This is a genomic window from Rhizobium ecuadorense, from assembly GCF_001187535.1.
Lineage (GTDB): Bacteria > Pseudomonadota > Alphaproteobacteria > Rhizobiales > Rhizobiaceae > Rhizobium > Rhizobium ecuadorense.
The window spans coordinates 1-779 of sequence record NZ_LFIO01001195.1 but is presented as its reverse complement, the minus strand read 5'-3'; the positions used below and the strand labels follow the sequence as shown (position 1 = coordinate 779).

Here is a 779-nt window from a genome sequence, read left to right as displayed (position 1 = left end):
TCGAGATAGGACTTGACGCGGGTGAGCGCCGCGATCAGCCGCTCGTTGCCGACGGCAAAACCCATGCGCCAGCCGGGCATGGAGAAGGTCTTCGACATCGAGGTGAATTCGACCGTCACGTCGATTGCGCCTGGCACTTCGAGAACCGACGGCGGCGGGGCGCCGTCGAAATAGATTTCCGAATAGGCAAGGTCGGAAAGCACGATGATGTCGTGCTTCTTGGCGAAGGCAATTACGTCCTTGTAGAAATCGAGCGTCGCGACAAGGGCCGTCGGGTTCGAGGGGTAATTGAGGATCAGCGCCAGGGGCTTCGGGATCGAATGCCGGACCGCCCGCTCAAGCGGCGGGAAAAAGCTTTCGTCCGGCTCCACCGACATCGAGCGGATCACGCCGCCCGCCATCAGGAAACCGAAGGCGTGGATCGGATAGGTCGGGTTCGGGCAGAGGATGACGTCGCCGGGCGCGGTGATTGCCTGCGCCATGTTGGCAAAGCCTTCCTTGGAGCCCAAGGTGGCGACCACCTGGGTATCCGGGTTGAGCTTGACGCCGAAACGGCGGGCATAATAGGCGGCCTGGGCGCGGCGCAGCCCCGGAATGCCCTTGGAGGAGGAATAACGGTGGGTGCGCGGATCCTGGACGACCTCGCACAGCTTATCGACGATCGACTGGGGAGTGGGAAGGTCGGGGTTTCCCATGCCGAGATCGATGATATCGGCGCCGCCCGCTCGCGCGCTTGCTTTCAAACGGTTGACCTGTTCGAAAACATAAGGCGGCAAACG

General features: G+C 62.3%; 1 protein-coding gene. It reads right to left on the bottom strand.

Annotated features, from left to right (window positions below; translation table 11 throughout):
- The coding region (locus tag AF337_RS25445) for an aminotransferase class I/II-fold pyridoxal phosphate-dependent enzyme (RefSeq protein WP_244471312.1) at window positions 1-779 on the bottom strand (779 nt) is incomplete at both ends.